The organism is Serratia sp. SM04 (assembly GCF_040280225.1).
Classification (GTDB): domain Bacteria; phylum Pseudomonadota; class Gammaproteobacteria; order Enterobacterales; family Enterobacteriaceae; genus Serratia; species Serratia sarumanii.
In genome coordinates, this window is the sequence record NZ_JBEOQT010000001.1 from 108,389 (window position 1) to 131,752 (window position 23,364).

Sequence of the window (23,364 nt, forward strand, 5' to 3'; positions counted from 1 at the left end):
CTTCAAGAGGGTAATGATGACGCCGTCCGGCGCTTTTCGCCGACGACGTTACCGAGATAAAACGCCAACAGGCTGAGCAACAGCGAAGGCACGATAGGGTGCAGCCCCGCCGGCTGCAGGTTGAAGCTGGCCAATAGCGTATAGCATACCGCACCCGACACCATTGAGCTAAGCGCTCCCTGAGCATTGGCGCGTTCCCAGTACAGGCCCAGCACCAGCGGCCACAGGAACACAGCCTCCAGCCCGCCGAAAGCCAGCAGGTTGAGCCAGATGATCATCTCCGGCGGCCGCCAGGCCGCCAACAGCACCAACAGGCCGAGGATCAGCGTGGTCAGGCTGGAGAAGCGCTTGATCAGCCGCTCGTTGTGGATCTGCTGTGGGCGTACGCCAAGGTAGAGATCCTTGATGATGGTGGCGGAGGATTGCAGCAGTTGGGCGTTGATGGTCGACATGATCGCCGCCATCGGCGCCGCCAAGAAAATCCCGGCGGCGTACGGCGGCAGCACGGTGATCATCAGCGTCGGGATCACCTGATCGGGGATCTTGAGATCCGGCAACACCGCGCGGCCGAGTGCGCCGGCCAGGTGCATGCCGAACATCAGCACCGCCACCACCACGGTGCCGAGCAGAATGCCGCGGTGCACCGCCTTGCTGTCCTTGTAGGAGATACAGCGCACGGCGGTGTGCGGCAGGCCGATCACCCCGAAGCACACCAGGATCCAGAACGACGCCATAAACGGCAGGCTGAGGATCTGATCGCCGCCCTGCGGCGACACCAGCGCCGGATCGATCTGCTGTAGTTTGCTGACTGCGCTGTCCAGTCCGCCGGCGGCATGGATCACCGCCACCAGCAGCAGCACGGTGCCGAGCAGCATCACCAGCCCCTGCATGGCGTCGTTCAGCACGCTGGCGCGGAAGCCGCCGAAGGCGGTGTACAGCGCGATGCTGATGCCGAAGATCAGCAGGCCGGTGTCGTAAGGAATGCCGGCGGCGGTTTCCAGCAGGCGTGCGCCGCCGATAAACTGCACCGTCATGGCGCCGAGGAACGCCACCAGCAGGCTGAGGCTGGCCAGCCACACCAGCAGGCGGCTTTGGTAGCGGCCATACAGCATGTCATTGAGGGTGATAGCGTTGTAGCGGCGCGCCAGGATGGCGAATTTCTTGCCCAGCACGCCGAGCGACAGCCACACCGCCGGCAGCTGGATCATCGCCAGCAGCACCCAGCCCAGGCCGTATTTGTAGGCGGCGCCGGGGCCGCCGATAAACGAACTGGCGCTGATGTAGGTGGCGGTCAGGGTCATCGCCAGCACAAAGCCGCCCATCGAGCGGTTGCCGAGGAAATATTCGCTGAGGAAATTTCCATTTTGACGGCGGCGATAGGCGTATACCGACAGGCCGAATACCAGCAGCAGGTAGGCGACCAGCGGCAGGATCACTTCAGTTTGCATCGCTGTCCTCCAGCGAAATGTCGCGGAACACCGTGCGCACCATCAGCCAGCACAGGCCGATGAACAGCAGCGGCACCAGCAGGCAGGCCATTTCGAACCAGTGCGGCAGGCCGGTGACGCCGATAGCGCTGTCCGGCAGATAGGCCGCCAGCCCCCAGGCCAGCAGGTAGAGCAGCGTCAGCCCCAGCGCCCAGCGCGCTTCGCGGTGCGCCTGAATAAAGCGTTTGTCCATCCGTGTCTCCCATAGGTTTACGGTGATGGATTCATCAAAGGTAGGGAATTTTACGGCATGACGGCGTTTTGCCAAGCCGTTACTGGCGGCAACGCCAAAGAAAAAGGCCGGTGATTAACCGGCCTTTCGTCAGACGATGCTGCGTGCTGCCTTAGGTTTCCTGCAGACCCAGCTTCTTCTCCAGATAGTGGATGTTGGTGCCACCGTGCTGGAAGTTTTCGTCGTTCATGATCTTCTGCTGCAGCTCAACGTTGGTTTTGATGCCGTCGATGATCAGTTCAGCCAGGGCGTTTTTCATGCGGGCAATCGCCACGTCACGGTTTTCGCCGAAGGTGATCAATTTGCCGATCATGGAGTCATAGTACGGCGGTACGGTATAACCGGCGTAGATATGAGATTCCCAACGCACGCCGAAACCGCCTGGCGCGTGGAAGCGGGTGATCTTGCCCGGGCTCGGCAGGAAGGTGTTCGGATCTTCGGCGTTGATGCGGCATTCTACCGCGTGGCCGTGGATCTTCACTTCTTCCTGTTTGATCGACAGCGGCTGACCGGCAGCGATGCGCAGTTGCTCTTTGATCAGATCCACGCCGGTGATCATTTCGGTAACCGGGTGCTCTACCTGAATACGGGTGTTCATTTCGATGAAATAGAACTCGCCGTTTTCATACAGGAACTCGAAGGTGCCCGCGCCGCGGTAGCCGATTTCCACGCAGGCTTTCGAGCAGCGCTCGCCGATGTAACGGCGCATTTCGCTGGTGATGCCCGGCGCCGGCGCTTCTTCGACCACTTTCTGGTGGCGGCGCTGCATGGAGCAGTCGCGCTCGGCCAGATAGATGGCGTTGCCCTGGCCGTCGGCCAATACCTGAATCTCGATGTGGCGCGGATTCTCCAGGTATTTTTCCATGTACACCATGTCGTTGTTGAAAGCCGCTTTGGCTTCCGCTTTCGTCATGTTGATGGACTGCTCAAGGTCTTTGTCGCTGCGCACCACGCGCATGCCGCGACCGCCGCCGCCGCCGGAGGCCTTGATGATCACCGGATAACCGATGCGCTTGGCGAAGGCACGGTTTTTATCCATGTCGTCGGTCAGCGGGCCGTCGGAGCCAGGTACGCACGGCACGCCGGCTTTCTTCATGGCGTTGATCGCGGAAACCTTGTCGCCCATCAGGCGGATGGTCTCGGCTTTCGGGCCGATGAAGATGAAGCCGGAGCGTTCAACCTGCTCGGCGAAGTCGGCGTTCTCGGACAGGAAGCCGTAGCCCGGGTGGATCGCCACGGCGCCGGTGATTTCCGCCGCCGAGATGATGGCCGGGATGTTCAGGTAGCTTTTTACCGATGGCGCAGGACCGATGCAGACGGTCTCGTCGGCCAGCAGCACGTGTTTCAGATCGCGGTCGGCCGCGGAGTGAACCGCAACGGTCTTGATGCCCAGTTCTTTACAGGCACGCAGGATGCGAAGCGCGATCTCGCCGCGGTTGGCGATAACAATTTTATCAAGCATGGGGGCGCCTCGTTATTCGATGACGACCAGCGGCTCGTCATATTCGACCGGCTGGCCGTTTTCCACCAGGATGGCTTTCACGACGCCGGACTTGTCCGCTTCGATCTGGTTCATCATTTTCATGGCTTCAACGATGCACAGGGTATCGCCGGCGTTCACTTTCTGGCCCACTTCCACGAAGGCTTTCGCGTCCGGGCTTGGGGTGCGGTAGAAGGTGCCTACCATTGGGGAACGAACGACGTGGCCACTCACGGCCGCCGGTGCTGCAGGGGTTTCTGCCGCAGGCGCGGTGGCAACGGCGTTAGCCAGGGCTGGCTGCTGCTGTGCCGGCATCGCGTAGGCCTGCTGCATGACGGGATAAGCCTGCGCCGGTGCGGCACGGCTGATGCGAACCGATTCTTCGCCTTCAGAGATTTCCAGTTCAGAAATGCCTGATTCTTCAACCAGTTCGATCAGTTTCTTGATTTTACGAATATCCATGAGTGTGATTCCGTACTCTTTTTGTGGAGCAATTAGTGGGTTTTCGACAGACGGTTAACCGCTGCCTGTAAAGCGAAAGCGTAGCCATCCGCGCCGAGGCCGCAAATCACCCCTACCGCTACGTCCGAGAGGTAAGAGTGATGGCGGAAAGGTTCGCGGGCGTGCACGTTGGACAGGTGGATCTCGATGAACGGGATCTGCACCGCCAGCAACGCATCGCGCAGCGCCACGCTGGTGTGCGTGAACGCCGCCGGATTTATCAGAATGAAATCGGTGTTGCCGCGCGCCTGATGGATGCGATCGATCAACTGATGCTCGGCGTTGGACTGCAGATGGCTCAGGGTAATATCCAATGCGGATGCCTGGTTTTCCAATCCGTTAACAATCTCTGTCAGCGTCGTGCTGCCGTACTTCTCCGGCTCACGCGTCCCCAGCAGATTGAGATTGGGGCCGTTCAGAAGCAAAATGTGAAACTTATCCGCCATTGTGCTGGTATCTCCGGCAATAAAACCATCATCGTAGAAAATAACCCGATGTTATCGATTTGTCACCTGTTAAGGGGCAAATTCACCCTGAGAACAGAAACAAGGTCGGGCATTATAACGATATCGTAGCAATTCGCAGCTAAATACTGGTCTTATCAGCGAAGATATTCAACCCCAAATCGACGAACTCGGGGATCCGTGACAGGAATATGAGCGCTGGAACACAGAAAAAGTTCCCGCCGGCGGCGCGCGTTTTTCCGTACCAATAACGCGCGCCGCCGCGTAGTTCAGCGCCACCAGGCGCGGAATTTCTTGTAACGTAGGCCCAACAGCGCCACCGCCAGCAGCGCGTAGATGAACGGCTGAGGGGAAAACGTTTTGACCGACCACAGGTAGTGGATGGGGGCGAGGATCGCCGCCAGATAGACGAAGTTGTGCAACAGTTGCCATTTGGCGCCCAGTTTGCGCATCGCCCACAGCGTCGAGGTGGCCGCCAGCGCCAGCAGGATCAGCCAGGTGAGGATGCCGAGCGTCAGATAAGGGCGGTTCACCAGCTCGCTGCCCAGCAGGCCGAGGTTGCTCAGCCCCAGCTCCAGCGTGGAGTAGCTTATCAGGTGCAGCGTGCCCCAGGCAAAGCACCACAGCCCCACCAGGCGGCGGCAGCGGATCAGCAGCGGCTGGCGGGCGTAGCGCGCCAGCGGGGCGATAGCCAGCGTGGCCAGCAGCAGTTTCAGGGTCATCCTGCCGGTAAAATGCTGGATGTCCTTGGACGGATCGGCGCTGAACCAGCCTTGATCCACCGCCAGCACCAGCCAGAGAAAGGGCAGAAACGCCGCCAGATGCAGGGCGGCTTTCAGCCATTTGATATGAACAGGCGTCAGGCGCACTTAGAAATTCTCCCGCAGATCCATGCCGCGATACAGCGACGCCACCTGGTCGGCATAGCCGTTGAACAGCAGCGTCGGCTGGCGTTTGACGTCGAGAATGCCGCCGGAGCCGATGAAACGCTCGGTAGCCTGCGACCAGCGCGGATGATCGACGTGCGGGTTCACGTTGGCGTAAAAACCGTACTCGTTCGGCGCGGATTGGTTCCAGGTGGTCGGCGGCCGATCGCGCACCAAACGGATATGCACGATCGATTTGATGCCTTTGAAGCCATATTTCCACGGCGTGATCAGCCGCAGCGGCGCGCCGTTTTGCGGCGGCAGGGTTTTGCCGTACACGCCGACGGTCAGCAGCGCCAGCGGATGCATCGCCTCGTCCAGCCGCAGCCCTTCGACGTAGGGGTATTTCAGGCCGCCGCCGATAAAGCGATCTTTCTGGCCGGGCATCTGCTCCGGATCGTACAGCGTCTGGAAGGCCACGTAGCGCGCGTTGCCGTTCGGTTCGGCCAGCTTGATAAGCTTGCCCAGTTCGAAACCGATCCACGGCACCACCATCGACCAGGCCTCGACGCAGCGCATGCGGTAAATGCGCTGTTCCAGTGGGAAACGCTTCATCAGATCGTCGATATCCAGCGTTATCGGCTTCGCCACTTCGCCGTCGATGCGCACTTTCCAGCCTTCGGTTTTCAGCCCGCCGGCGTTGGCGGCCGGATCGGCCTTGTCGAGGCCGAACTCATAGAAGTTGTTGTAGCCGGTGACCTTGTCTTCCGGCGTCATCGCCAGCTGCGCCTGCCAGGCGGCCGGTTTGCTGAATTCCAGCGCTTTGCCCGGTGGTGCCTTGGGGCGATCGTTGCCCTTGAACCACGACAACAGGTCCGCCTGTGCGCCGGTGGGCAGCGCCAGCGAAGCGGCGGTGATGCCGAGCGCCTGCAGCACCTTGCGCCGCTGGTGGAATACGCTCTCCGGCGTGACGTCGGCCTCGGTCAATTTGGGGTGTTTGTTCATGCTTATGTTCTCCGCGACTGATTCCCGCCGCCTGCGAGCGGCTAACGGGTCTCCATGAAATAAGCATGGCGCTAAAGGCGGCCGGAAGCGAGGGGACGCGGGAAAATATGAAATTTCGCAGAAGCGGGCGATCCCCCCGTCGCCGGGGGGAAAGGGTCAGCGGATTTTCACCAGGGTGCGGCCGGTGATTTGGTTGTTCAACAGCGCGGCGGCGGTGGCCGGCGCCTGCTCGAGGGAGATTTCGTGCGTGGCCTGCTGATAGAAGCTGTCCGGCAGAATGCCGGCCAGCCGTTCCCAGGCGGTTTGGCGGCGATGCAGCGGCGTATGCACCGAATCCACGCCCTGCAGGCGCACGTTGCGCAGAATGAACGGCATCACGGTGGTCGGCAGTTGATAACCGCCCGCCAGGCCGCAGGCGGCGACGGTGCCGTTATAGTTCATCTGCGCCAGCACCCGCGCCAGCAGTTTGTCGCCGACGGTGTCCACCGCGCCGGCCCACAGCTGTTTCTCCAGTGGACGCGGCATGTCGATATAGCCATCGCGCGGCATCACCTCTTTGGCGCCGAGCGCTTTCAGGTAGTCGGTATTGCTGTCGCGGCCGCTGATGGCGGTCACCCGGTAACCCAGCGCCGCCAGCAGGGCGATGGCGGTGCTGCCCACGCCGCCGCTGGCGCCGGTGACCAGGATATCGCCGTCGTCCGGGTGCACTCCGCCTTCCTCCAGCGCCATCACGCACAGCATGGCGGTAAAGCCGGCGGTGCCGATGATCATCGCCTTGCGCTCATCCAGGCCGTTCGGCAGCGGCACCAGCCACTCACCGGAGACGCGCCCCTGCTCGGCCAACCCGCCCCAGTGGTGTTCGCCCACGCCCCAGCCGGTGAGCACCACGCTTTGCCCCTCTTTGAAGCGATCGTCGCGGCTGTGGCGCACGGTGCCGGCGAAGTCGATGCCCGGCACCATCGGGAAGTTGCGCACGATCTTGCCTTTGCCGGTGATCGCCAGCGCGTCCTTGTAGTTCAGGCTGGACCAGTTGATGTCGACGGTGACATCGCCTTCCGGCAACCGATCGCTGTCGATATCTTTGATATGAGCCAGAGTTTGGTCGTCTTGTTGTTCCAATAACAGTGCACGCATGTCACTCTTCCTCTCGTTTACACTTTTCTATTCAATGGCTGAATCACAGTTATTTGACTATATGCATAATAAGCGGCCCAAGTCCTGATAAAGGACAAAAATGGCGCTTGCAGGTTTAATTCCTCGGCAAGGCTTGTTAGGGTTGGACGGCCCCTTTTAGCTAAAGGGTGAACACTCACTTAACCATAGCGGACAAGGCACAGGGATGCGATTTACCACCAAACTCTCTGCATTGATCACTCTGTTGGTCGCGCTGGCGATGTTTTTGATGCTGATGGGATGCTCATACAGCTTCTTTTACGTTACCCAGGATCGCCAGGAGCGCCGCTTGGATTCGCTGGTCACCACTCTCGATCAAGCCATGCTGAGCGAGCCGCCGCAGGAGCAGGAAAAATGGTTGCCGATCGTCATGCGCACGCTCGGCATCGTGTCGATCCGCATAGAGGCCGGTAGCAGCCAACTGCTCGACTATCAATTGCCGACGCAGGAAAAAGAGCACTGGGATGCGCTGAACGGTTATCGTCAGGTCTCGCGTCCCCTGTTGCAGCATCCGGGCAGCACGCTGCACATCACCTACCGCGACCCCTTCGCCAGCGACGTGCGCACGCTGCAATCCACCGCCGCCGTCACGCTGTCGATCGTCGTGATGGTGGTGGTTTTGCTGTTCAGCCTGCGCTGGCTGCGTGAGCAGGCCGACGGCGAAGATCGTCTGGAACGCCGCGCGCGGCGCATTCTGAACGGCGAGCGTGAAAACGTCATGCAGGGCGACGTGCGTGAGTGGCCGGCCAACGTCAGCGGCGCGCTCGACCGCCTGCTGGCCGATCTGGCGGAAGCGCGGGAAGAGCGCAGCCGGGTCGATACGCTGATCCGCGCCTTTGCCGCGCAGGACGCCAAAACCGGGCTGAATAATCGCCTGTTCTTCGATAACCAGTTGACCACTCAGCTGGAAGACGAAGGCTCGCACGGCATCGTGATGATGGTGCGGCTGCCCGATTTCGAGACCCTGCGCGAGACGCACGGCAGCGTGGCGGTGCAGGAGCTGATGTATTCGCTGGTCAATCTGCTGTCTACCTTCGTCATGCGCTATCCGTCGGCGCTGCTGGCGCGCTACTTCCACAGCGATTTTACCGTGTTGTTGCCGCATCGAACCCTGAAGGAGGCCGACGGCATCGCCTCACAGCTGGTCAACGCCATCGATGCCTTGCCTTCCACGGCGCTGATCGACCGCGAGGCCTTCCTGCACATCGGCATCGTGGCGTACCGCAGCGGTCAAACCACCGAGCAGGTGATCGATTATGCGGAGCAGGCGACGCGCCACGCTACGCTGCAGGGCGAAAACGGGTGGTATGTGTACGACAGCCAGGTGCCGGAAAAGGGGCGCGGCAGCGTCAAATGGCGCACGCTGCTGGAACAGGTGCTGGCGCGCGGCGGCCCGCGGCTGTATCAGAAACCGGCGGTGACCGTGGGGGGCGAGGTGCACCATCGCGAGATCATGAGCCGGATCTATGACGGCACCCAGGAATTGCTGCCGGCGGAATATATGCCGCTGGTGCAGCAGCTCGGGCTGGCGGAAAGTTACGATCGCCAACAGGTGAGCCGCATCATTCCCTTGTTGACGCAGTGGCCCGAGGAAACGCTGGCGTTTCCGCTGTGCGTGGACTCGATTTTGCAGCGCTCTTTCCAGCGCTGGCTGCGCGATACATTGCTGCAGTGCGAAAAAAGTCAACGTCGGCGAATTCTGATTGAACTTGCGGAGGCAGATGTGTGTCAACATATCGACCGTTTGCGTCCGGTGCTGAGGCTGTTGTCAGGGCTTGGCTGCCGCCTCGCGGTGTCCAAAGCGGGTTTAACCGTGGTCAGTACGTCCTATATCAAGTCGCTGCAGGTGGAGATCGTCAAGCTCCACCCGGGGTTGGTGCGGAGCATCGATAAGCGGGACGAAAACCAGCTGTTCGTGCAGAGCCTGACCGGCGCCTGCGCGGGCACGCGCGCGCAGGTATTCGCCGCCGGCGTACGCACGCGCAACGAGTGGCAGACGCTGAAAGAGCGTGGGATCCACGGCGGGCAGGGCGACTTTTTCGCGCCGCCGGAACCGATCGACGCGGGGCGTAAAAAATATTCACGTCGTTATCGCGTTTAAGCTGATTGCCGGACAAAAATTGACGTAGAATGAGCGCCGGATCCATCTGGGCCATGTCACCCGTCATTTTGGAGTTTTCTCCAATCTGCCTGCGACAACGACGCCTATTTGAGATAGGCTCTTGTCAGCTTTTATCTGGTTGGCGTTGGTAGGTGCTTACCATCGGCGGCAATCAGGGAATATGTTAGATTTTATGAGCTGTGTTACGCCGTTTCGTGCGTTGACAGGGTGGTAAACTGAGCCTTTGTTCAGGGAATTCAGGCCTCATCCAATTTCCGTGCATTCGAGCAGAAACAATACAGACTATTTTTCACCGAAGTAGAACGTTTTTGCGCCTTGTCGCTGCTTCGTGTGGTTGGTAAAGTAGGCGGATTTTATTTTCCGCCCCCAGCTTGCAGGATTATCCTTTCGTTATGTTTAAGAAATTTCGTGGCATGTTTTCCAACGACTTGTCCATCGACTTGGGTACCGCCAATACCCTGATTTATGTTAAAGGGCAAGGCATCGTACTGAATGAACCTTCGGTGGTTGCCATTCGTCAGGATCGTGCCGGCTCCCCAAAGAGCGTCGCGGCCGTCGGTCATGACGCCAAACAGATGCTGGGCCGCACCCCCGGCAACATCGCGGCTATTCGCCCGATGAAAGACGGCGTGATCGCCGATTTCTTCGTGACCGAAAAAATGCTGCAGCACTTTATCAAACAGGTTCACAGCAACAGTTTCATGCGCCCAAGCCCGCGCGTGCTGGTCTGTGTGCCGGTCGGCGCGACCCAGGTTGAACGCCGCGCTATCCGCGAGTCCGCCCAAGGGGCCGGCGCGCGTGAAGTGTTCCTGATTGAAGAGCCGATGGCGGCGGCGATCGGCGCTGGTCTGCCGGTCTCCGAAGCGACCGGTTCCATGGTGGTGGATATCGGTGGCGGTACCACTGAAGTGGCGGTGATCTCGCTGAACGGCGTGGTGTACTCCTCTTCCGTGCGCATCGGCGGCGACCGCTTCGATGAAGCCATCATCAATTATGTGCGCCGCAACTACGGCTCGCTGATCGGCGAAGCAACCGCCGAGCGCATCAAGCACGAAATCGGTTCTGCCTATCCGGGCGATGAAGTGCGCGAAATCGAAGTCCGCGGCCGTAACCTGGCCGAAGGCGTACCACGCGGCTTTACCCTGAACTCCAATGAAATCCTCGAAGCCCTGCAAGAGCCGCTGACCGGCATCGTCAGCGCGGTGATGGTTGCGCTGGAGCAGTGCCCGCCAGAATTGGCCTCCGACATTTCCGAACGCGGCATGGTATTGACCGGCGGCGGCGCGCTGCTGCGCAACCTCGATCGCCTGCTGATGGAAGAAACCGGCATCCCGGTCGTGGTGGCGGAAGATCCGCTGACCTGCGTGGCGCGCGGCGGCGGCAAGGCGTTGGAAATGATCGACATGCACGGCGGCGATTTGTTCAGCGAAGAATAGTCAGCCCCTGGAAGGAGGAATCGTATCGGATGAATGCGCACAGCGAGAATCGGGTACGGTTCCTCTTTCTGTTGTCGAGGAACTCGCATAATTTATGAAGCCGATTTTTAGCAGGGGGCCTTCCCTGCAACTGCGACTTTTTTTGGCGGTGATCGCGGCCATTGGCCTGATCGTTGCCGACAGCCGGCTCGGCACGTTCGTGAAGATACGCAACTACATGGACACCGCAGTCAGCCCTTTCTATTTTCTGGCCAACGGGCCGCGTAAAGTTTTGGACAGCGTGTCAGAAACGCTGGCTACCCGCCAACAGCTGGAGCTGGAAAACCGCGCTCTGCGGCAGGAACTGCTGCTGAAAAACAGCGATATTCTTCTTCTTGGCCAATTCAAGCAGGAAAACGCCCGCTTGCGCGAGCTGCTGGGTTCTCCGCTGCGTCAGGACGAACACAAGATGGTCACCCAGGTTATCTCCACCGGCTCCGATCCTTACAGCGATCAGGTGGTGATCGACAAAGGGTCGGACAACGGCGTCTATGAAGGCCAGCCGGTGATCAGCGACAAGGGCGTGGTCGGCCAGGTGGTGGCGGTGGCGAAAGTCACCAGCCGCGTGCTGCTGATCTGTGACGCCTCGCACGCGCTGCCGATCCAGGTGCTGCGCAACGATATTCGGGTGATCGCCGCGGGCAGCGGCTGCGCCGACGATCTGCAGCTGGAGCACCTGCCGAACAACACCGATATCCGCGTTGGCGACGTGCTGGTCACCTCCGGCCTCGGCGGCCGCTTCCCGGAAGGCTATCCGGTGGCGGTGGTCTCCTCGGTCAAGGTCGATAACCAGCGCGCTTACACCGTGATTCAGGCGCGGCCGACCGCCGGTTTGCAGCGCTTGCGCTACCTGCTGCTGCTGTGGGGCGCCGATCGCAACGGCGACATGCCGCTGCCGCCGGACGAAGTGCACCGCGTGGCCAATGAACGCCTGATGCAGATGATGCCGCAGGTGCTGCCGCCTGCCGGCTCCGTCGGGCCGCAGCTGCCGGCCCCGGCCACCGGGGTGGCGCCGCAAACCGCGGCTCCGGCCTCTGTCCAGCCCCAAGCTCAGCCTGCCGCGGCGGGAGTGGTGCCATGAACAGCTACCGCAGCCACGGGCGCTGGATAATCTGGCTGTCGTTCCTGGTGGCGTTGGTGCTGCAAATCATGCCGTGGCCGGAGCAGATCTACATGTTCCGGCCTTCCTGGCTGGTGTTGATCCTGATCTACTGGGTGATGGCCTTGCCGCACCGGGTCAACGTCGGCACCGGCTTCGTGCTGGGGCTGATCATGGATCTGATCCTCGGCTCTACGCTGGGCGTGCGCGCGCTGGCGCTGGGCATCATCGCCTATCTGGTGGCGTTCAAATTCCAACTGTTCCGCAATATGGCGCTGTGGCAACAGGCGCTGATCGTCGTGCTGCTGTCGCTGTCGATGGACGTGGTGGTGTTCTGGGCTGAGTTTTTAGTGATCAACGTCTCTTTCCGCCCAGAGGTGTTCTGGAGTAGTGTGGTAAACGGCATTTTGTGGCCGTGGTTATTCCTGTTGATGCGCAAAATCCGCCGTCAGTTCGCCGTACAGTAAGGGTATCTCAATGACTTCGCTTTATCTGGCCTCCGGCTCCCCACGTCGACGTGAACTGCTGACCCTGCTCGGCGTGTCGTTCGACATTTTGCTGACGCATACCGAAGAGCAGCGCCGGGAAGGCGAAGCCGCCGAAGCCTATGTGCGCCGCCTGGCGCAGGACAAGGCCAAAGCCGGCGTAGCGCTGGCGCAGGAAGATCGGCCGGTGCTGGGCGCCGACACCATCGTGGTGCTCAACGGCCGGGTGCTGGAGAAGCCGCGCGACGAAGCCCATGCGGCGGACATGCTGGCGGCGCTGTCCGGCAAGCAGCATCAGGTGATGACGGCGGTGGCGATCGCCGATCGCGACGACGTGCGCTGCCAGCTGGTGGTGACCGACGTGACGTTCCGCAGCCTGTCACAACAGGATATCCGCGACTATATTGCTACGGGCGAACCGATGGATAAGGCGGGCGCCTATGGAATTCAAGGAAAGGGTGGTTGTTTCGTCAGAACGATAACCGGGAGTTATCACGCGGTGGTTGGTCTGCCGCTGGTCGAAACACATGAGCTGCTCAGTAATTTTGTCGCATTACGTGATGTAAGAACCGGTTGATGGGCGCTGCCATTATCGACCGGCTCTGAGGAGAAGGCATGACAGCTGAGCTACTGGTTAATATCACACCGTCTGAAACGCGGGTCGCCTATATCGATGGCGGCATTCTGCAAGAGATCCATATCGAACGCGAATCCAAACGCGGTATCGTCGGCAATATCTATAAAGGGCGCGTCAGCCGCGTCCTGCCGGGGATGCAGGCGGCGTTCGTCGACATCGGCCTGGACAAGGCCGCCTTCCTGCACGCCTCCGACATCATGCCGCATACCGAATGCGTCGCCGGCGACGAGCGGAAAAACTTCCACGTGCGCGACATCGCCGAGCTGGTGCGCCAGGGGCAAGACCTGATGGTGCAGGTGGTGAAAGATCCGCTCGGCACCAAGGGCGCGCGCCTGACCACCGACATCACGCTGCCTTCGCGCTATCTGGTCTTCATGCCGGGCGCGGCGCACGTCGGCGTTTCGCAGCGCATTGAAAGCGAAGCCGAGCGCGAGCGCCTGAAAGCCATCGTTGCGCCGCACTGCGACGAGCTGGGCGGTTTTATCATCCGCACCGCGGCGGAAGGCATCGGCGAGGAAGAGCTGGCGCAGGACGCCGCGTTCCTCAAACGCCTGTGGACCAAGGTGATGGAGCGCAAGAAGCGCAACCAGACCAAATACAAGCTGTACGGCGAGCTGGCGCTGGCGCAGCGCATCCTGCGCGATTTCGCCGGCGCGGCGTTGGATCGCATCCGCGTCGATTCGCGGCTGACGCACGATCTGCTGGTGGAGTTTACCGGCGAGTACATTCCGGACATCACCAACAAGCTCGAACTCTATACCGGCAGCCAGCCGATTTTCGATCTGTACGATGTGGAAAACGAGATCCAGCGCGCGCTGGAGCGCAAGGTGGAGCTGAAGTCCGGCGGCTATCTGATCATCGATCAGACCGAGGCGATGACCACCGTTGACATCAACACCGGCGCCTTCGTCGGCCACCGCAACCTCGACGAAACCATCTTCAATACCAACATCGAGGCGACGCAGGCCATCGCGCGCCAGCTGCGGCTGCGTAACCTGGGCGGCATCATCATCATCGACTTTATCGATATGAACAACGAAGAGCATCGCCGCCGGGTGCTGCACTCGCTGGAGCAGGCGTTGAGTAAAGATCGGGTAAAAACCACGATCAACGGCTTCTCTCAGCTAGGCTTAGTTGAAATGACGCGTAAACGCACGCGTGAAAGCATTGAACATGTGCTCTGTCACGATTGTCCTACTTGCAATGGGCGCGGCACCGTGAAAACGGTGGAAACCGTGTGCTACGAGATCTTGCGCGAGATTGTGCGCGTGCACCATGCTTACGATTCCGATCGCTTCCTGGTGTACGCCTCCGCGGCGGTCGGCGAAGCGTTGAAGAGCGAAGAGTCGCATGCGCTGGCCGAAGTGGAGATCTTCGTCGGCAAACAGGTGAAGGTGCAGATCGAACCGTTGTACAGCCAGGAGCAGTTCGACGTCGTCATGATGTAGCCCGTCCGACATCGTAAGGGCCCGGCATGCCGGGCCCGTCAGTGCATAGATATTCCCGTTGCCAGGCAGCGGAGCAAGGAGAACTGCGTGAGGCGACTGCCTGGGATTCTGTTAGCAACAGGCGCCACCCTAATCGTGATTGTGGCGCTGCTGATCAGCGGGCTGCGCCTGATGCTGCCGAAGCTGAACGACTACCGTCCCCAACTGCTGGCGCAGGTGGAGAAGCTGTCCGGCGTGCCCGTGCAGATGGATTTCCTGCAGGGCAGCTGGGAAACGTTCGGCCCACAGCTTGAAATGCGCAACCTGAGCGCCACGCTGCCCAAAAGCGATGTGCATATCGAACGCGTGACGCTGGCGCTGGACGTGTGGCAATCGCTGCTGCACTGGCGCTGGCAGTTCCGCGATCTGACCTTCTATCAATTCCGCCTCGATCTGAACGCCACGCTGGGCGGCGACCGGCAGGGCGAAGGCCTTGAGCCGGGCAAAATCGGCGATCTGATGCTGCGTCAGCTCGACCATTTCGATCTGCGCGACAGCCGTATCTCATTCCTGACGCCCGCCGGCGCGCGCGCCGAATTCGACATTCCCCAACTGACCTGGCTTAACGGCCGCGAGCGCCATCGCGCCGAGGGGCAGATCAGCCTGTCGACGCTGAACGGCCAGCACGGCGTGGTGCAGCTGCGCATGGACCTGCGCGATAATCAGGGCCTGCTGGACACCGGCACGGTCTATCTGCAGGCCGATAACATCGACATGAAACCCTGGTTTACCCGCTGGCTGCGCGCCAACACCGGGCTGGAAAGCGCCGACTTCAGCCTGGCGGCCTGGCTGCAGGTGCAGAACGGCGAGATTGCCGGCGGCCATGCGTTGCTCAAGCAGGGGGCGGCCAACTGGGATACCGGCGCCGCGCAGCACCGGCTGGACGTGGACAATCTGGCGCTGTCGCTGCGCCGCCAGGGCACCGGTTGGCAGCTCGACGTGCCGCAGCTGCGGTTGAGCACCGACGGCCAGGCCTGGCCGCAGGGCACGCTTTCCGCCCTGTGGCTGCCGGAAAACACCGAGTTCATGGGGCCGGCGCAGAATGAAGAGCTGCGGGTGCGCGCGACTAACCTTCAGCTGGAGCGCCTGTCGGCGCTGCTGCCGACCTTCTCGTTCCTCAGCCCGGACGTGCTCGATCGCTGGAACGATCTGCAGCCGCAGGGGAAGATGGAAGCCTTGGCACTGGACATCCCACTGAAGCAGCCGGAAAAGAGCCGTTTCCAGGCGCTGTGGCGCGATGTCAGCTGGCAGCGTTGGGAGCTGCTGCCCGGCGTCAACCACTTCTCCGGCGCGTTGAGCGGCGGGGTGGAGAACGGCCGCCTGACGCTGGGGCTGGCAGGCAGCACCTTGCCTTACGGCGATATGTTCCGTGCGCCGCTTGAAATCAGCAGCGCGCGCGGCGCGCTGACCTGGCGTTACAACGATCAAGGCTGGGAGCTGGCGAGCCAGGGGCTGGACGTCAAGGCGAAGTCGCTGTGGGTCAACGGCGATTTCCGTTATCAGCAGCCGGCCAAGGGCGATCCGTGGCTGAATATCCTGGCGGGCATCCGCCTGTATGACGGCGCCGAGGCCTGGCGCTATTTCCCGGAACCGCTGATGGGCAAGCATCTGGTGGACTACCTGAGCGGCGCCATTCAGGGCGGCCGGGTGGATAACGCCACGCTGATTTATTCCGGCGATCCGCAGCACTTCCCGTACCGTAAGAACGAAGGGCAGTTCGAAGTCTTCGTGCCGCTGCGCCACGCCACCTTCCAGTTCCAACCGGGCTGGCCGGCGCTGACCGATTTGGCGATCGACCTCGACTTCGCCAACGAGGGATTGTGGATGCATGCGCCGCAAACCCGGCTGGGCAAGGTGGCGGGCAAAAATATCAGCGCGGTGATCCCGGATTACCTGAAAGAGCGGCTGCTGATCGACGCCGAAGTCGCGGGTGCGGGCAGCGACGTGCACGACTACTTCATGCAGACGCCGCTGCACGATTCGCTGGGGGCGGCGCTGGAGCAGCTGCAGATTGGCGGTGATGTCAGTGGGCGCTTACATCTCGATATTCCCCTGGACGGCGAGCAGGTCAGAGCCACCGGTGAAGTGGCGCTGAACAACAATTCGTTGCTGATCAAGCCGCTGGACAGCGAACTGCAAAAGCTCAGCGGCAAGTTCCGCTTCGATAACGGCAACCTGCAGAGCGACCCCCTGTCGGCCAACTGGTTCGGGCAGCCGGTGGCGGTCAACTTCACCACCCAGGAAGGCGAGCGTGACTACAAGGTCAACGTCGGCCTGAAGGGCGACTGGCAGCCGGGTAAGTTCCCCGGCCTGCCGAAAGAGGCCGCCGATGCGCTCAGCGGCAGCGCGCCCTGGCAGAGTCAGGTGGCCATCACGTTGCCGCATCAGGGCTCGGCCAGCTACGATATCGGCCTTGACGCAGACCTAAGGAAAGTGAGCAGTCACTTACCTTCGCCGTTGGACAAGGCGCCGGGCGAAGCCTTGCCGGTGAGCGTCAAGGTCAAAGGCGGTCTTAACGGCTTCATGTTGACCGGCAGTGCGGGCAAGCAGAACCGCTTCAACAGCGAATGGAACTTCGACAAAAAACAGGTGAATCTGGCGCGCGCCGCCTGGCAAACCAACGGTGGCGGCACGCCGCCGCTGCCGGCCGGCAAGTCGATGACGCTGAACCTGCCGGCGCTGGACGGCGAGCAATGGCTGGCGCTGCTGGCGCCGGCGCTGAAACAGGGCGGCGGCAGCGGTCAGGTGGGCGGTTTCAGCTTCCCCACCACCGTGGCGCTGACCACGCCGCAGCTGCTGTTGGGCGGCCAGGCCTGGCATAAGCTGACGCTGTCGGCCGAAAAACAGCTGGGTGCCACCGTGGTGAGCGCCAAGAGCGATGAAGTGGACGGCAGCCTGCGGGTGGCCGATCGCGGGCCGTGGCGCGCCGATATCAACTACCTGTACTACAACCCGCAGTTCGCCGAGACGAAAAGCGCGGCGGGTTCGCCGCCACCGCCGCCGGAGAAAGTCAGCTTCCGCGACTGGCCTTCGCTGATGCTGCGCTGCAAGTCGTGCTGGGTGCTGGGGCAGAACCTCGGCAAGGTCGAGGCGGATCTGAGCAATCGGGGCGATACCCTGACGCTGGATCACGGCCTGGTCGATACCGGCAAAGGGCGCATGAGCGCCACCGGCCTGTGGAAGCAGAACGCGCAGGAAGAGCGCAGCTCGCTGAAAGGCAAGCTGCTCGGCGGCAAAATCGATGAAACCGCCGCCTTCTTCGGCATCACCATCCCGCTGAAAGGCGCGCCTTACGACGTGGACTTCGATTTGTACTGGCGCGGCGCGCCGTGGCAGCCGCAGGTCAATACGCTGAGCGGCGCGCTGCAGGTCAAAATGGGCAAGGGCGAGATCGACAGCATGGGCGGCGGCCGCGCCGGCCAGCTGCTGCGACTGGTCAGCTTCGACGCCTTGCTGCGCAAGCTGCAGTTCGATTTCAGCGATACCTTCGGCAAAGGCTTCTACTTTGATTCCATCCGCAGCACCGCCTGGCTGAAAGATGGCATAATGCATACTGATAATCTATTGATCGACGGCCTGGCGGCGGATATCGCCATGAGTGGCCAGATCGATCTGGCGCGCCGCCGCATCGATATGGAAGCGGTGGTGGCGCCGGCGATTTCGGCGACGGTCGGCGTGGCCACGGCGTTTGTCGTTAACCCGATCGTCGGCGCGGCGGTGTTCGCCGCCTCGCAGGTGCTGGGACCGCTGTGGAGCAAGATTTCGCTGATTCGTTACCATATCAGCGGCGATCTCGACCAGCCGAAGATCAATGAGGTACTTCGTAAGGCAAAGGAGGATAAGGCGTCATGAGGAATGCTAACGTTGCGTTGTTGCAGTTGTGCAGTGGCGATCAGGTGCGCGATAACCTGGCCCAGATTGAACAGCAGATCAAGCAGCTCAATGCCGGGGTAAAACTGGTCATGACGCCGGAGAACGCGCTGCTGTTCGCCAACTCCGCAGCCTATCGCCAACAGGCGGAAAAACAGGGCGATGGCCCGCTGCAGAACGCGGTGCGCGAACTGGCGCGCCGCTATGGCGTGTGGTTGTTGGTGGGCTCGATGCCCTTGATCAGCCGCGAAAACCCGGAGCTTATCACCACCAGCAGCCTGTTGTTCGACGATCAGGGCGAGATCCGCGCCCGCTACGACAAGCTGCACATGTTCGATGTGGACATCAACGACGCGCACGCCCACTACCGCGAGTCGGATACCTACCAGCACGGGCAGCATCTGACGGTGGTGGATACGCCGGTCGGGCGTTTGGGCATGACCATATGCTACGATCTGCGCTTCCCCGCGCTGTTCCAGGCGCTGCGGGCGCAGGGCGCTGAACTGATTTCGGTGCCGGCGGCCTTTACCCGGGTCACCGGTGAGGCGCATTGGGAAATCCTGCTGCGCGCCCGGGCGATCGAAAACCAGTGCATGATCCTGGCGCCGGCGCAGGTGGGGCGCCACGGGCCGACCCGCCGCACCTGGGGCCACACGCTGGCTGTCGACGGCTGGGGCAAGGTGCTGGCCGAGAACCCGGACGCCGTAGCGGCGCTGAAGGTGCGCGTGGACACCACAAGCCTGCAGCCCCTGCGGCAACAGATGCCAGTGCTGCAGCACAACCGATTCCAGACGTCGCTGACGGCGCCGTCTGACACGTTATCCTCCAATCAAGAGTGAAACCATTATGAGCCTGACGTTTGTCAGTGAGCAGTTACTCGCTACCAACAAGCTGAGTCATCAAGATCTGTACTCGGTACTGGGTCAACTGGCAGAACGCCGTATCGACTACGCCGATCTCTATTTCCAGTCCAGCTATCACGAAGCCTGGGTGATCGAGGACGGCATCATCAAGGATGGCTCTTACAATATCGACCAGGGCGTCGGCGTGCGCGCCGTCAGCGGCGAGAAGACCGGTTTCGCCTATGCCGATCAGATCACCCTGAATGCGCTGCAGCAGAGCGCCCAGGCGGCGCGCAGCATCGTGCGCGAGCAGGGCGACGGGCGGGCGCACACCCTGGGCGAGATCGGCTATCGGGCGCTGTACCCGCTGCTCGATCCGCTGCAAAGCCTGCCGCGCGAAGAGAAAATTGCCCTGCTGCACCGCGTCGACAAGGTGGCGCGTGCCGCCGATGCACGGGTGCAGGAAGTGAATGCCAGCATCACCGGCGTTTACGAGCAGGTGTTGGTGGCTGCCACCGACGGCACGCTGGCGGCGGACGTTCGCCCGCTGGTGCGGCTCTCCGTCAGCGTGTTGGTGGAGCAGGATGGCAAGCGTGAGCGCGGCTCCAGCGGCGGCGGCGGCCGTTTCGGCTATGACTACTTCCTGGAAACCGTCGACGGCGACGTGCGCGCCGACGCTTACGCCAAAGAAGCGGTGCGCATGGCACTGGTCAACCTTGGCGCGGTGGCGGCGCCGGCCGGCAATATGCCGGTGGTGCTGGGGGCCGGCTGGCCGGGCGTGCTACTGCACGAGGCGGTGGGCCACGGCCTGGAAGGCGACTTCAATCGGCGTGGCACCTCGGTGTTCAGCGGCCATATGGGCGAGCTGGTGGCTTCCGAGCTGTGCACCGTGGTGGATGACGGCACCCTGCAAGGGCGGCGCGGTTCGCTGGCGATCGACGACGAAGGCGTACCGGGCCAGTACAACGTGCTGATCGAAAACGGCGTGCTGAAAGGCTACATGCAGGACAAACTCAACGCGCGGTTGATGGGCGTCGCGCCGACCGGCAACGGCCGCCGCGAGTCCTACGCGCATCTGCCGATGCCGCGCATGACCAATACCTACATGCTGGCGGGCCAATCGACGCCGGAAGAGATCATCGCCAGCGTCGAGTACGGCCTGTACGCGCCGAACTTTGGCGGCGGCCAGGTGGACATCACCTCCGGCAAGTTCGTGTTCTCCACCACCGAAGCCTACCTGATTGAGAAGGGCCGCATCACCAAACCGGTGAAGGGGGCGACGCTGATCGGCTCCGGCATCGAGGCGATGCAGCAGATCTCGATGGTCGGCAACGATCTGGCGCTCGATAAAGGCGTGGGCGTGTGCGGCAAGGAAGGCCAGAGCGTGCCGGTGGGCGTCGGCCAACCGACGCTGAAACTGGATACGCTGACCGTCGGCGGCACGGCGTAATCTTTCCTCAAGGAGCCACGCGCTGGCTCCTTTATCCATTCCCCATGTTGCGGCCCTTGCAGGCGCGCCTGCGCCCAGTGATGGAATGAAATTGACGTGGCGAAAAAACGGAACAATACGAGGATGGCGCGTTGGGCTTTCTCCGCCCGGCGTTGGCTGCTGTTGCTGGGCGTTCTGTCCCTGACGGGCTGCGCCCGTTCCGATGCGCTGTGGGGCGTGGTCGATAAGCTCTGCATGGTCAACTATCAGCAAAAGCGCGATCCGGCCCCGTGCGAGCAGATTTATATGCCGCAGGGGAAAGCGCAGGGCTTTAGCGTGCTGCAAAACCCGCGTTATCCCTATCATTTCATTCTGGTGCCGACGGCGCCGCTTTCCGGCATTGAAAGCCCGCTGCTGCTGGCCGGAGAACGAACGGACTATTTTGGCTATGCATGGCTGATGCGTTACCGGCTGGCCGCCGAGTATGGCGGGCCGGTGCCGGACGACAGGCTGGGCATGGCGATCAACTCCGCTTACGGCCGCAGCCAGAACCAATTGCACATTCACCTGACCTGTCTGCGCGAGGATGTGCGGCGCCAGCTGCAGGCGGAACGCCCCTACATACAGGAACAATGGCGCCCCTTGCCGGATAAGCTGTTGCGCCACACCTACTATGCCCGCCGCGTGATGCAGCCGACCGCGATGGGCATCTACCCGATTAGGGATCTTGCGGATTATTTTCATCTGTCGCCGCCGCAGCTGGCGGAGTATGGCGTGGCCGTCGTCCCGACCACGTTTGCCGGCCAACGGGGTTTTATCTTGCTGGCCTCGAAGCGCGGCTGGGACGTCGGCAACCGCGCCTCGGTAGAATCGCTGCTGGATAAAACGTGCGCGATTTTGCCGCGTTAATCTTAAGACGGCAGGTGAGAGCGATGCGCTCTCACCTTATTCTTCCTACCTAAACCGCGCATCCCGCGCAAACAGGAAAGCGGCTTCCCGCTGGCGGGCGTCTGCTTCCGCCTGAGCGCCCTGATAACGCAAAATCATGATCAGCGTGGCATAGACGTTGGCGTCGATACGGCGCTGCAGATAGGCATTGGCCCACTGCCGATAGCCGGTCAGCAGGGCATCATCGCGCGTTTGGTTATAGACCAGCAGCGCGTGAGATTGCTCGTCGAAGGTTTTGCGCTCCCGGTAGATCCAGGCGGCCGGCGGCGGCATCTGCTCGATGCTGTCGATGGAGGCCAGCATGGTGCGTTCCGATTGGGTGAGCGCCATGCGCCCTTGCCAGGCGAAGATCGCCATCACCAACATGCCGATTGCCGCCATCGCCACCGGCAGGCTCAGGGCTTTGGCGAACGGCAGTGGGCGGGGCTCGCCGGTTTGGCCGTCCAGCAGCGCCAGCAGCAGCAGAAACGCCAGCCAATGCGGCGCAGACAGATAGAAAGGGTATTCCAGCTGGGTGTGCACCAGCATTGGCAACAGCACCAGAAACAGCCCGACGCGCGCACCGCCCGGCTGTTCGCGATCCCGTTGCCAGGCGCGTTTCAACAGCAGCGCGCCGGCGACGAGGACGATAACGATCCCCGCCAGCGCCGGCAGGCCGCCCTCAACCCACCACAGCAGGATTTCATTGTGCGGATGCCCGGCGACTTCCAGCACTTCTCGCCAGGGCATTTCCTGCAGACGGAAGTGCGCGAAGCTGTATTCAAAGCCGCCGTAGCCCCAGCCCAGCAGCGGTTTGGCCAGGATCATGGCGCCGACGTCATGCAGCATGGTCAGGCGCGCGCTATTGGAAAGCTCCCGCCCGATCAGGCCGGCGCGGCTATCCAGGCCAAGGCCGGTGAACAGCACCGTGAGACCGGCCGCCACGCCCAACAGCAGCGCGCCGCCGGCCCAGCGGCTTGCGGCCGGGCGCTGACGGGCAAAACGCCACAGCAGCAGCGCCGCCGCCAGGGCGCCGCCCAGCCAGGCGGCGCGCGACTGGATCAGCACCAGCAGGGCGGAGAAAGCGGCCAGCAGGGCGAGCAGCGGGAGTTGCCGCCGCCGCGTCGGCGTGGAGAGGGGGGCAAGCAGCAGCCAGAGCGCCAAAGCCAGCCCGGTGGCGATAAAGCTGCCCAGCACGTTCGGCTGTTGGAAGACGCCATAGACCCGGCGGCCGTTGGGGGCCACCCAGGCCAGCGCGGGGGCGAACAGCTGCAGCGCCGCCAGCAATGCCTGAACGCTTACGGCGAACAGCAGGCCGTACAGCAACAGATCGCGTTGCCGGGTGGTGAGGCGCAGCTGCAGGCAGGCGACATAGAACAGCCAGCCACCGAGCAAACCGGCGCAGCGCCACAGTGCGTCTTCGCGCCACTCGGGGCGGGTATACAGCAGCGGCAGCGCCAATACGGCGATGCCGAGCAGCAACAGGCGTGCGGTAGGGGTCAGTGAAAGCCGGGCGCGGCCAAGGCAGACGGTGAAGGTCACGAGCAGCGTGGTCAGCGCCATGGCGCTCCAGGCCAGAATGTTTTGCGGCAGCGCCAGGCCGCCGCCGCCCATGTTGGGGTGATAAAACGGCAGGATCGCCGCCATCCAGATCAGCAACAGGGGCAGCACGGCGATAGCCGGCGCGTTAATGGCGGTTTTATCGGTCATGGTGAACCTGCCATGTTTCGATATCGATCATTGAATGCATATTATTAGGATTCCCTATCCTTATCCTGGTGTT

At 61.9% G+C, this 23,364-nt stretch carries 19 protein-coding genes; 10 read left to right on the forward strand and 9 right to left on the reverse strand.

Annotation, left to right across the window (positions count from 1 at the left end; translation table 11 throughout):
• Positions 1-2: 2 nt before the first annotated feature.
• The 8 genes from panF to ABTW55_RS00435 all read right to left on the reverse strand — a co-directional run bounded on the left by panF (position 3) and on the right by ABTW55_RS00435 (position 7,169).
• Positions 3-1,448, reverse strand: a complete 1,446-nt coding sequence (gene panF / locus ABTW55_RS00400) for a sodium/pantothenate symporter (RefSeq protein ID WP_033636180.1) — start codon at positions 1,446-1,448, stop codon at positions 3-5.
• Positions 1,438-1,680 (reverse strand): YhdT family protein, encoded by a 243-nt coding sequence (locus ABTW55_RS00405; RefSeq protein ID WP_033644445.1) that lies wholly within the window; start codon positions 1,678-1,680, stop codon positions 1,438-1,440. Before ABTW55_RS00405 ends, panF begins: the two co-directional genes overlap by 11 nt.
• A 151-nt stretch (positions 1,681-1,831) precedes the next feature.
• A complete protein-coding gene (accC, locus tag ABTW55_RS00410) occupies positions 1,832-3,181 on the reverse strand; it encodes an acetyl-CoA carboxylase biotin carboxylase subunit (RefSeq protein ID WP_004936886.1) in 1,350 nt (449 codons plus the stop codon).
• 12 nt (positions 3,182-3,193) lie between these two features.
• Complete coding sequence (accB, locus tag ABTW55_RS00415) at positions 3,194-3,661, reverse strand: acetyl-CoA carboxylase biotin carboxyl carrier protein (protein WP_033636178.1); 468 nt, start codon at positions 3,659-3,661, stop codon at positions 3,194-3,196.
• Positions 3,662-3,693: 32 nt separating this feature from the next.
• Positions 3,694-4,146, reverse strand: a complete 453-nt coding sequence (gene aroQ / locus ABTW55_RS00420) for a type II 3-dehydroquinate dehydratase (protein WP_004936891.1) — start codon at positions 4,144-4,146, stop codon at positions 3,694-3,696.
• 287 nt (positions 4,147-4,433) lie between these two features.
• Positions 4,434-5,033 carry a protein-methionine-sulfoxide reductase heme-binding subunit MsrQ gene (gene msrQ, locus ABTW55_RS00425; RefSeq protein ID WP_041036869.1) on the reverse strand — a complete coding sequence of 200 codons (600 nt, stop codon included), beginning with the start codon at positions 5,031-5,033 and terminating at the stop codon, positions 4,434-4,436.
• On the reverse strand, positions 5,034-6,035 hold the full coding sequence (gene msrP, locus ABTW55_RS00430) for a protein-methionine-sulfoxide reductase catalytic subunit MsrP (protein WP_033636176.1): 1,002 nt from the start codon (positions 6,033-6,035) through the stop codon (positions 5,034-5,036). It lies immediately after the preceding gene.
• A 156-nt stretch (positions 6,036-6,191) separates the two neighbouring features.
• Entirely contained in the window at positions 6,192-7,169 is a 978-nt protein-coding gene (locus ABTW55_RS00435; protein ID WP_060422802.1) for an MDR family oxidoreductase, read from the reverse strand.
• 205 nt (positions 7,170-7,374) lie between these two features.
• On the opposite strand from ABTW55_RS00435, the gene csrD reads away from it, so the two are divergent.
• The 10 genes from csrD (at position 7,375) to ABTW55_RS00485 (ending at position 21,563) form a co-directional block, all read left to right on the forward strand.
• Complete coding sequence (gene csrD / locus ABTW55_RS00440; protein ID WP_033636174.1) at positions 7,375-9,309, forward strand: RNase E specificity factor CsrD; 1,935 nt, start codon at positions 7,375-7,377, stop codon at positions 9,307-9,309.
• A 413-nt stretch (positions 9,310-9,722) separates the two neighbouring features.
• The gene (gene mreB / locus ABTW55_RS00445) at positions 9,723-10,766 is read left to right on the forward strand and encodes a rod shape-determining protein MreB (protein ID WP_003855260.1); all 1,044 of its coding nucleotides are present in this window, start codon (positions 9,723-9,725) and stop codon (positions 10,764-10,766) included.
• A 94-nt stretch (positions 10,767-10,860) separates the two neighbouring features.
• A complete protein-coding gene (mreC, locus tag ABTW55_RS00450) occupies positions 10,861-11,886 on the forward strand; it encodes a rod shape-determining protein MreC (protein WP_033636173.1) in 1,026 nt (341 codons plus the stop codon).
• Positions 11,883-12,371, forward strand: coding sequence for a rod shape-determining protein MreD (gene mreD, locus ABTW55_RS00455; RefSeq protein ID WP_004936918.1), 489 nt, complete (start codon positions 11,883-11,885; stop codon positions 12,369-12,371). The genes mreC and mreD overlap by 4 nt, the downstream gene beginning before the upstream one ends.
• Positions 12,372-12,381: 10 nt before the next feature.
• Entirely contained in the window at positions 12,382-12,966 is a 585-nt protein-coding gene (locus tag ABTW55_RS00460) for a nucleoside triphosphate pyrophosphatase (RefSeq protein ID WP_060422806.1), read from the forward strand.
• 38 nt (positions 12,967-13,004) lie between these two features.
• Positions 13,005-14,474: a ribonuclease G gene (gene rng, locus ABTW55_RS00465; RefSeq protein ID WP_016930237.1), complete on the forward strand. Its 1,470-nt coding sequence runs from the start codon at positions 13,005-13,007 to the stop codon at positions 14,472-14,474.
• A gap of 87 nt (positions 14,475-14,561) precedes the next feature.
• On the forward strand, positions 14,562-18,365 hold the full coding sequence (yhdP, locus tag ABTW55_RS00470) for an AsmA2 domain-containing protein YhdP (RefSeq protein ID WP_060422807.1): 3,804 nt from the start codon (positions 14,562-14,564) through the stop codon (positions 18,363-18,365).
• A complete protein-coding gene (gene nit1 / locus ABTW55_RS00475) occupies positions 18,362-19,222 on the forward strand; it encodes a deaminated glutathione amidase (RefSeq protein WP_033636170.1) in 861 nt (286 codons plus the stop codon). The genes yhdP and nit1 overlap by 4 nt, the downstream gene beginning before the upstream one ends.
• 7 nt (positions 19,223-19,229) lie before the next feature.
• Positions 19,230-20,675, forward strand: coding sequence for a metalloprotease TldD (gene tldD / locus ABTW55_RS00480; protein WP_047570394.1), 1,446 nt, complete (start codon positions 19,230-19,232; stop codon positions 20,673-20,675).
• Between the two features lie 123 nt (positions 20,676-20,798).
• Positions 20,799-21,563 carry a CDP-diacylglycerol diphosphatase gene (locus ABTW55_RS00485; protein WP_060422810.1) on the forward strand — a complete coding sequence of 255 codons (765 nt, stop codon included), beginning with the start codon at positions 20,799-20,801 and terminating at the stop codon, positions 21,561-21,563.
• Positions 21,564-21,608: 45 nt separating this feature from the next.
• Here ABTW55_RS00485 and ABTW55_RS00490 read toward each other — a convergent pair whose 3' ends face one another.
• Positions 21,609-23,291: a PglL family O-oligosaccharyltransferase gene (locus ABTW55_RS00490; protein ID WP_060422813.1), complete on the reverse strand. Its 1,683-nt coding sequence runs from the start codon at positions 23,289-23,291 to the stop codon at positions 21,609-21,611.
• Positions 23,292-23,364: the final 73 nt, after the last annotated feature.

Coding starts and splice junctions, on each gene's coding strand:
- mreD (WP_004936918.1), top strand. CDS start 11,883: ATGAACAGCTACCGCAGCCACGGGCGCTGGATAATCTGGCTGTCGTTC.
- nit1 (WP_033636170.1), top strand. CDS start 18,362: ATGAGGAATGCTAACGTTGCGTTGTTGCAGTTGTGCAGTGGCGATCAG.
- ABTW55_RS00490 (WP_060422813.1), bottom strand. CDS start 23,291: ATGACCGATAAAACCGCCATTAACGCGCCGGCTATCGCCGTGCTGCCC.
- ABTW55_RS00435 (WP_060422802.1), bottom strand. CDS start 7,169: ATGCGTGCACTGTTATTGGAACAACAAGACGACCAAACTCTGGCTCAT.
- panF (WP_033636180.1), bottom strand. CDS start 1,448: ATGCAAACTGAAGTGATCCTGCCGCTGGTCGCCTACCTGCTGCTGGTA.
- accC (WP_004936886.1), bottom strand. CDS start 3,181: ATGCTTGATAAAATTGTTATCGCCAACCGCGGCGAGATCGCGCTTCGC.
- ABTW55_RS00405 (WP_033644445.1), bottom strand. CDS start 1,680: ATGGACAAACGCTTTATTCAGGCGCACCGCGAAGCGCGCTGGGCGCTG.
- rng (WP_016930237.1), top strand. CDS start 13,005: ATGACAGCTGAGCTACTGGTTAATATCACACCGTCTGAAACGCGGGTC.
- accB (WP_033636178.1), bottom strand. CDS start 3,661: ATGGATATTCGTAAAATCAAGAAACTGATCGAACTGGTTGAAGAATCA.
- csrD (WP_033636174.1), top strand. CDS start 7,375: ATGCGATTTACCACCAAACTCTCTGCATTGATCACTCTGTTGGTCGCG.
- ABTW55_RS00485 (WP_060422810.1), top strand. CDS start 20,799: ATGGCGCGTTGGGCTTTCTCCGCCCGGCGTTGGCTGCTGTTGCTGGGC.
- ABTW55_RS00460 (WP_060422806.1), top strand. CDS start 12,382: ATGACTTCGCTTTATCTGGCCTCCGGCTCCCCACGTCGACGTGAACTG.
- aroQ (WP_004936891.1), bottom strand. CDS start 4,146: ATGGCGGATAAGTTTCACATTTTGCTTCTGAACGGCCCCAATCTCAAT.
- mreB (WP_003855260.1), top strand. CDS start 9,723: ATGTTTAAGAAATTTCGTGGCATGTTTTCCAACGACTTGTCCATCGAC.
- msrP (WP_033636176.1), bottom strand. CDS start 6,035: ATGAACAAACACCCCAAATTGACCGAGGCCGACGTCACGCCGGAGAGC.
- tldD (WP_047570394.1), top strand. CDS start 19,230: ATGAGCCTGACGTTTGTCAGTGAGCAGTTACTCGCTACCAACAAGCTG.
- mreC (WP_033636173.1), top strand. CDS start 10,861: ATGAAGCCGATTTTTAGCAGGGGGCCTTCCCTGCAACTGCGACTTTTT.